The organism is Streptomyces sp. NPDC006435, from assembly GCF_040612315.1.
Taxonomy (GTDB): Bacteria; Actinomycetota; Actinomycetes; order Streptomycetales; family Streptomycetaceae; genus Streptomyces.
This window is the reverse complement of record NZ_JBEXPY010000062.1, coordinates 36,759-43,494: the sequence shown is the minus strand read 5'-3', so window position 1 is coordinate 43,494 and position 6,736 is coordinate 36,759. Positions and strand designations below refer to the sequence as shown.

Genomic DNA, 6,736 nt, shown 5'->3' with positions numbered 1-6,736 from the left:
TCCCGATCGGTCCCGCCCCACGGGCCCGCCGTACGCGGATACTCACCACGGACGCCTAACCCGTGAGACGCCGGGTGGGAGGCCCCCACCTGCCCCACCCGGCCCGCCCGCGCATCAACCCACCCGCACAAGGAGGTGCCCGGCCATGACCACCCACCGCATCCGCGTCGGTATCGAGTGGGCGGAACCTTCACCGACGCCGTCGACGCCACGACTCTCGAACTGCTGGGGCAGGTGAAGGTCTCCCTCCCATGCCCGAGAACGATTCGAGGAACGCGCACCAGGTCGAGGCGCTCTTCTCGCACGGCCGTCTGACGGCGATACCCCGCAAGGCGGCCCGCCGCGAGCAGTCGCTGGTCCACCTCGGGGGGACGCTGTTCGAGCGGGACCGGACCTACACCGAGCGCGAGGTCAACGAGGCACTGCTCACGGTGCACGAGGACTGCGCCGCGCTGCGCCGTTGCACGGTCGTCGCCGGTCTGCTGGTCCGCTCCAGGGACGGCGGCAGCTACCGGCGCGGGCGGTAGCGCGAACCGGTCCGGTGCGCGGCGCGCCCTACGCGTCCGCGATCGAGTCGAACCGCACCTCGTCCCGGCCCACGCCCCGCGCGTCCGCGTCCACCGAGCGGCGCAGCGCCTCGTGGAGCCGGGCCGGGGTCAGCACACCGAGGAACCGCGGCCCGTCCAGCACCGCGACCCACCCGGCGTCGTGCTGGAGCATCTCGCTGAACGCCTGCTTCAACGGGGCGCCGACCGGCACCCAGGCGTCCATCCGCCGGGCCAGGGCACCCACGGTGCCGTGCCCGCCCGCGGCCCGCAGCGCGTCCGCCGACACCCAGCCGTGCAGCTCGCCCCCGCCGTTCAGCACCACCGCCCAGCGGGCCCCCGCCCCGTCCAGCCGGGCCGCCGCCGAACCGGCCGGCTCGTCGAGCCGGGCCACCGGCGGCTCCTCCAGGTCGTCCGGCTCGATCGCCGTGACCGAGAGCCGCTTCAGCCCCCGGTCGGCACCCACGAACCGGGCCACGTACGGGGTCGCGGGGGTTCCCAGCACGGCCCCCGGGCTGTCGAACTGCTCGATGCGCCCCGCCCCGTACACCGCGATCCGGTCGCCCATCCGGACCGCCTCCTCGATGTCGTGGGTGACCATCAGGACCGTCTTCCTGACCGTGGCCTGCAACCCCAGGAACTCGTTCTGCAGCCGTTCGCGCACCACCGGATCGACCGCGCCGAACGGCTCGTCCATCAGCAGCACCGGCGGATCGGCGGCCAATGCCCGTGCCACGCCCACCCGTTGACGCTGCCCGCCGGAGAGCTGTGCGGGGTAGCGGGAGCCGTACGTCCTCGGGTCGAGGCCCACCAGATCCAGCAGCTCGGCCGCCCGCTCCCGGGCCCTGGCCCGCTTCCAGCCGATCAGCGCGGGCACGGTCGCGGTGTTGTCGAGGACCGTGCGGTGCGGGAAGAGCCCCACCTGCTGGATGACGTAGCCGATCCGGCGGCGGAGCCTCACCGGGTCGACCCCGGAGATGTCCTCGCCGTCCACCAGGATCCGGCCCGACGACGACTCGATCAGCCGGTTCACCATCATCATCGTGGTGGTCTTGCCGCAGCCGGACGGTCCGACCAGGGTGACCAGTTCCCCCTCGGCGACCTCGAAGGACAGGCCGTCCACCGCGGTCGTGCCGTCCGGATACACCTTGCCGACCTGCTCGAACCGGATCATGCCTGCACGGTAGGAGCCGCCCGGGCGCCGCGCACACGGGCCGCGACCGTCCGTGTCACCGCCGTGTGCTGAACTGTCCGAGGCACATCTGACGATTCAGGAGCATTTTGTGAGCAGTTACCGGCACCCCGGCATCGTCTTCACCGACCGCCGTTTCACGGTCCCGCTCGACCACGACGACCCGGACGGCGAGCAGATCGAGGTCTTCGGCAGGGAGGCCGTGGCGAGCGGCCGGGCAGACGAGGAGCTGCCGTGGCTGCTCTATCTGGAGGGCGGCCCCGGCTTCGGCGCCCGGCGCTTCGTGGGCACGGAGGCGTGGCTGGGGCGGGCCGTGCGGGAGTTCCGGGTGCTGCTGCTCGACCAGCGCGGCACCGGCCTCTCCACCCCGGCCAACCGGCAGACCCTGCCGCTGCGCGGCGGTCCGCGCGAGCAGGCCGACTACCTGGCCCACTTCCGTGCCGACAACATCGTGCGCGACTGCGAGCTGATCCGCCCGCAGCTGACCGGCGGCGAGCCGTGGACGGTCCTCGGCCAGTCCTTCGGCGGCTTCTGCGCCGTCCGCTACCTGTCGGCCGCCCCCGAGGGGCTCAAGGCCGTCCTGATCACCGGCGGGCTACCCTCGCTCGACGCACACGCCGACGACGTCTACCGGGCCGCCTACCCGCGCGTCGAGCGCAAGGTCGCCGCGCACTACGCCCGCTATCCGCAGGACGTCGAGCGTGCCCGGCAGATCGCCGCCCACCTGCTGGAACACCCCACCGACAGCGCCGGGCACCTGCTGACGCCCGAGGGATTCCAGTCCCTGGGCATCATGCTGGGCGGCGGCAGCGGCAGCCACCAGCTGCACTACCTGCTGGAGAACGCGTTCGTCCGCACCCCGCACGGCACCGAGCTCTCCGACACCTTCCAGGAGGCCGTGCGCACGGCCAGCTCGTTCGCCGGACACCCGCTGTACGCGCTGATGCACGAGGCGATCTACGGCCAGGACGACCGGCCCACCGCCTGGTCCGCCGAGCGGGTCCGCGCCGAGTTCCCGCAGTTCGACGCGGCCGAGGCGCTCAAGGGCGAGGGACCGGTGCTCTTCACCGGCGAGACCATCCACCCCTGGCACTTCGAGGTGGACCCGGCGCTGCGCCCGCTGCGCGAGACCGCCGAACTGCTGGCCGCCCGCACCGACTGGGCGCCGCTGTACGACACCGAGCGCCTGGCGGCCAACCAGGTGCCGGTCGTCGCCGCCGTCTACCACGACGACATGTACGTCGACACCGGGCACTCGCTGCGCACGGCGGCGTCGATCCGCGGGCTGCGCACCTGGGTGACCAACGAGTACGAGCACGACGGGCTGCGCGCGGGCGGTCCGCGGGTGCTGGACCGGCTGCTCGCCATGGTCCGGGACGAGGTCTGACCGACGGCGCCGGGTCCGGGCACGGGGAAACGGTGGGGTCTGCCCGAAACGATGGGGCCCACGCGAAACAGTGGGGCAGGTCACGCGGCCCGCGTGACCTGCCCCACCGCCTCGGTGTGCCGAGCCGTTCCCGGCGAGCCGGGGTTCAGCGCTGGAGGGCGGCCAGTGTCGCGCCCAGATCGGTGGCCGTGCGCGGCGCACGGTTGTACGGCAGCCGCGACAGGGCCGCCGCCATGCCGCAGGTGTTGGTGACGGCGGAGAACACCAGGCCGGAGCCGACGCCGGCGGAGATCCACCGCGCGGCCGGGAAGCGCGCTCCGGCGAGCAGTCCGGCCACCACGAGCGAACCGGCGGCGAGCCGCACCTGCCGCTCCATCGGCCAGGTCGCGCGGGCCCCGGCGGGGCGGTCGAGCGCACGGCCCTCGCCCTCCCAGGCGGAGGTGCCGCCGGACAGGGTCAGGGCGTCGATGTCGGCCGCGGCGAGGATGTCGCAGGCCCGGGTGGAGCGCACGCCGGAGGCGCACACCATGAGCAGCGAGCCGCGGGCCGCGGCGGACTTCAGCGCGGGCACGGCCTCCTGGAGGCGGTCCAGCGGGATGTTCAGCGCGCCGGGGACGTGCCCGGAGGCGTACTCGCCCGGAGCCCGCACGTCGATGACGGTGAACTCCGCGAGACGGGCCGCGGCCTGGGCGGGGGAGAGGGAAGCGGGGCTGGTCACGAGCAGTGTTTCCTTTCGTCCACCGGGGCTCGGGATGGACGCGGTCCTTCCTTCCCCGGTCGGGCTAGAATACCCCTTGGGGTATCAGGAGGATGATGTGGAACTTGACATGGCGGCCGACGAACTGAAGTCGGTCCTCAATCGCCTTCGCCGTGCGCAGGGCCAGCTCACCGGGATCATCAAGATGATCGAGGAGGGCCGGGACTGCGAGGACGTGATCACGCAGATGGCGGCCGTGTCCCGGGCGCTGGACCGGGCCGGTTTCGCGATCATCGCGACGGGGCTGCAGCACTGCATGGCCGACGGCGGCCACGGCCCAGAGGACCGCGAGCAGATGCGGGCCAGGCTGGAGAAGCTCTTTCTCTCGCTGGCCTGAGCGGGATCGGGCCGGCCGGGGCGGCCTCGCCCCGAGCCGGTCGGTGCGGCCGGGCGGGCGGTGTGGCCGGTGTGGCCGAGTCGATCGGGGGCGGGGGTCATGCCACGGAGTCGATGAGCATGAACACGGCCACGGCCAGCAGTACCGCGCCGAAGATCCGTTGCAGGGCGGCCGTGGAGACTTTCGCGGCGAGCCGCTTCCCGTCCCAGGCGCCGAGCACCGCCGCGGCCGTGAACGGGGCGATCGTCGCCCAGTGCAGCGCGGTGGGCGTGGCGAGGCGGGTGGCGAGCGCGGCCACGGAGTTCACCGTGATGACCAGCAGGCTGGTGCCGACCGCCGAGGCCATCGGGACGGCGACCACGGCGACCAGTGCGGGTACCACGAGGAACCCGCCGCCCACGCCGAGGAAGCCGGTCACCGCGCCGAGCCCGGCACCCGTCCGCGCGACCCGTCCGGCGGGCGCGGGGGTCGCGCCCTCCCCGGTCTCCGCCGGTTCGGCCCGAGGGCGCAGCATTCGCGTCGCGGCGACCACCGCGAGCACGGCGAACCCCGCGGTCAGCACTCCGGACGGAATCCGCACCGACAGTGCCCCGGTGACCGCGGCCGGAACGATCCCGGCCGCGGCGAAGAGTCCTCCCGTGCGCCAGCGGACCCGGCCCTCCCGGGCGTGGGCGACCAGTGCGGTGAGGGAGGTCACGATGACGATGAGCAGCCCGGCGGTGGTGGCCTCGGCCGGGGTGAATCCGAGCAGGTAGATCAGCGCGGGAACGGCGAGCACGCTCCCGCCGCCGCCCAGCCCGCCGAGCGCCAGCCCGACCACCGTACCGGCGACCAGGGCCACTATCAGCGCGGTCATGAGGTGCCGCCCGCCGCTCCGCACCGGTCGTGCGCGGGCGGATTCCCGCCGGGGCGGCAGCCGCCGGCGCCGACGGCCCGGCCGGCGGGTCCTGCGGTCGGGTGGCGGCGGTCGCCGGGGCCCGCTGTCTCGACGGGATCGACGAAGAACACGACACGGCTCCTTCTGTGGTGCTTTACCCCGGGGGGTATCTCTGACCCAGATTAACACCAATACCCCGGGGGGTATCTCCGTCCTCGGTGAGACGTGCGCTACGCCGGAGGGCGCCGACGGAACGCGGCGCGGGGCCGGTCGCGGAGGGCCGGCCCCGCGGGCATGACGGTGCGCCCCGTCGTGCGAGCGGGAGCAGTGGGCGGATCGGGTGCGGCGGCGGACCGGCGCCGTCGGACGGGGCATGCCGCACCTGGAGGTCAAGGTCGTCGGCCCGTCGGTCGGGATCACCCTGCCGCGCGGCGGGAGCGGCGAGAACAGCTTCCCGCGCGAGATCGAGGAGTTCCTGCACGGACGCCCGAAGGCAGCGGATGCAGGTCGTCGGCGTCCCCGGCGAACGGTACGGCGAGGAGGTTCTGGCCTGCGTCGTGGAGTTCTTCCCGCTCGTCGTCGGCGGCAAGGTTCGCAAGGCCGAACCGTGCGAGCGGTACGGGAGCCGGCGAGCCCTTCATCGGTGAGCCCCGAGTGGGGTGACTCGGCTGTAGTCCCTTGCTCGGACAGGGTCGTTGCGTAGGATACGGGCCGGGGGAAGCGTGGCACGGGGGAGCGCGCACCGGACTGCCGGTGCGCGCCGTTACGGGCGCGGCGAACCCGCCCTGTCCGCGAACGGCCCCAATGAGGCGATTACTTCCCATGCACCCGGTTGCCAGAACCCTCCAAGTCCTCTTCATGATTGCCGGACTGAGCCTGCTCCTCTACGGCTTCATCGAGGAGGACGAAGAGAAGGCCAAGAAGGAACACACTCTGGAATGGATCTGTGGGCCCGACGGCGGTTCCAAGACCACGCAGCGGTGTTCGAGCGACGGTCCGGACAACTACACCTGGTCCAACGGTGCGGAGAACACCGGCATCACCATCTCTCTCGCCGGTGTCGGCCTGCTGGTCGCCTCCGCGTCGGTGGCCATCGGCGCGGGCCGCAAGCCTGCCGCCCCGGCAGTCGCGTCCGGCGCCACCCCGGGCTACGGCGGCCAGCCCCCGTACGCCCCGAACAACCAGGGTTACTGAGGTGCGGCGGGCCGGACTCTGCCCCGGCCGGGGTTCGGCTCGCATGGTGCCGTGCTCCATGCACACACGCGGCCGGCGGCCGAGGGCCGCTTCCTCGGCGAGCGTACGTAAGCCCGGGCGCGCGTAGCACGAAGCGTTCCAGGACGCCCCCGCGAACGTGGCCGGGCTCGATGGCCCGGCCACCTTCGCGAGATGGCAGATCGGGGTGCGCCCCACCCGCTCCCACGGGGTGGCCCCGACGCGACAGCCGCGTTGCGACCCCTCGTAGGGGCGATGAGGAACAAGCCGCTCTGGACGGGTGACCGCGCCGCGCGATCGCGTGTTGCGACCCCTCGTAGGGGCGATGAGGAACCCAGCTCCACTCCGACCTCCACCACGGCGCCCCCATGTTGCGACCCCTCGTAGGGGCGATGAGGAACGGCGTCCCCGACCCGGAGAACTGGGCCT

Annotated in this window: 7 protein-coding genes, 1 pseudogene and 1 CRISPR repeat array (1 of these 9 running past the window's edge); of the genes and pseudogenes, 5 read left to right on the top strand and 3 right to left on the bottom strand. The window is 73.1% G+C overall.

Translation table 11 applies throughout. The features are described from left to right. The first annotated feature begins 251 nt into the window (after positions 1–251). Complete coding sequence (locus ABZZ04_RS35615; protein ID WP_356936377.1) at positions 252–527, top strand: DUF2087 domain-containing protein; 276 nt, start codon at positions 252–254, stop codon at positions 525–527. Between the two features lie 28 nt (positions 528–555). Here the strand turns inward: ABZZ04_RS35615 and ABZZ04_RS35610 are convergent, their stop codons facing one another. Beyond that, entirely contained in the window at positions 556–1,719 is a 1,164-nt protein-coding gene (locus ABZZ04_RS35610; protein WP_356936376.1) for an ATP-binding cassette domain-containing protein, read from the bottom strand. A gap of 109 nt (positions 1,720–1,828) precedes the next feature. Between ABZZ04_RS35610 and ABZZ04_RS35605 the strand changes: the two genes are divergently transcribed. Then, positions 1,829–3,124 carry an alpha/beta fold hydrolase gene (locus ABZZ04_RS35605; protein WP_356936375.1) on the top strand — a complete coding sequence of 432 codons (1,296 nt, stop codon included), beginning with the start codon at positions 1,829–1,831 and terminating at the stop codon, positions 3,122–3,124. A gap of 145 nt (positions 3,125–3,269) precedes the next feature. On the opposite strand, the gene ABZZ04_RS35600 is transcribed toward ABZZ04_RS35605, so the two are convergent. Further along, entirely contained in the window at positions 3,270–3,842 is a 573-nt protein-coding gene (locus ABZZ04_RS35600) for a rhodanese-like domain-containing protein (protein WP_356936374.1), read from the bottom strand. A 97-nt stretch (positions 3,843–3,939) separates the two neighbouring features. Between ABZZ04_RS35600 and ABZZ04_RS35595 the strand changes: the two genes are divergently transcribed. Then, complete coding sequence (locus ABZZ04_RS35595; protein ID WP_356936373.1) at positions 3,940–4,218, top strand: metal-sensitive transcriptional regulator; 279 nt, start codon at positions 3,940–3,942, stop codon at positions 4,216–4,218. Positions 4,219–4,315: 97 nt separating this feature from the next. Here ABZZ04_RS35595 and ABZZ04_RS35590 read toward each other — a convergent pair whose 3' ends face one another. Continuing rightward, positions 4,316–5,074 carry a sulfite exporter TauE/SafE family protein gene (locus ABZZ04_RS35590; RefSeq protein ID WP_356936372.1) on the bottom strand — a complete coding sequence of 253 codons (759 nt, stop codon included), beginning with the start codon at positions 5,072–5,074 and terminating at the stop codon, positions 4,316–4,318. A gap of 355 nt (positions 5,075–5,429) precedes the next feature. On the opposite strand from ABZZ04_RS35590, the pseudogene ABZZ04_RS35585 reads away from it, so the two are divergent. Beyond that, positions 5,430–5,742 (top strand): annotated as a pseudogene (locus ABZZ04_RS35585) (hypothetical protein); the annotation flags it as partial. A gap of 211 nt (positions 5,743–5,953) precedes the next feature. Then, positions 5,954–6,289, top strand: a complete 336-nt coding sequence (locus tag ABZZ04_RS35580) for a hypothetical protein (RefSeq protein WP_356936371.1) — start codon at positions 5,954–5,956, stop codon at positions 6,287–6,289. 251 nt (positions 6,290–6,540) lie between these two features. Continuing rightward, a CRISPR array of direct repeats spans positions 6,541–6,736; the repeat unit is 31 nt; unit sequence GTTGCGACCCCTCGTAGGGGCGATGAGGAAC; it runs 377 nt beyond the window's last position.